This is a genomic window from Ruegeria sp. AP12 (assembly GCF_056540025.1).
The window spans coordinates 1-596 of sequence record NZ_JBQFVZ010000274.1 but is presented as its reverse complement, the minus strand read 5'-3'; the positions used below and the strand labels follow the sequence as shown (position 1 = coordinate 596).

At 58.1% G+C, this 596-nt stretch carries 1 protein-coding gene; it reads right to left on the bottom strand.

The features are described 5' to 3' along the window. Window positions 1-596 (bottom strand): GTP-binding protein (locus ACR0E6_RS22715; protein ID WP_480587650.1); only part of this gene is annotated, 596 nt, incomplete at both ends.

The window sequence follows — 596 nt, the reverse complement described above, 5'->3', positions numbered from 1 at the left end:
GTGTCGATGTAGTCATCAACAGCCGCCATCAGTTCCTTGATTTTCTCTTCGCCGATTTCCGGGTTGTTGCCTTCCATCGCGGCCAGAGCCGAACCTGCAACGATCGGAATATCGTCGCCGGGGTATTCGTAGCTGGACAGCAGTTCGCGAACTTCCATCTCAACCAGTTCCAGCAGCTCTTCGTCGTCGACCTGGTCAACTTTGTTCAGGAACACGACCATCTTCGGGATGCCAACCTGGCGGCCCAGCAGGATGTGCTCACGCGTTTGCGGCATCGGGCCGTCAGCGGCGTTCACAACCAGGATCGCGCCGTCCATCTGGGCGGCACCGGTGATCATGTTCTTGACGTAGTCGGCGTGGCCGGGGCAGTCAACGTGCGCATAGTGGCGGTTGTCGGTCTCGTATTCCACGTGGGCGGTCGAGATGGTGATGCCGCGCGCTTTCTCTTCCGGCGCGCCGTCGATCTGGTCATACGCTTTGAAGTCACCGAAATACTTGGTGATTGCTGCGGTCAGCGTGGTCTTGCCGTGGTCAACGTGGCCAATCGTGCCGATGTTGACGTGCGGTTTTGTACGCTCAAACTTTTCCTTTGCCAT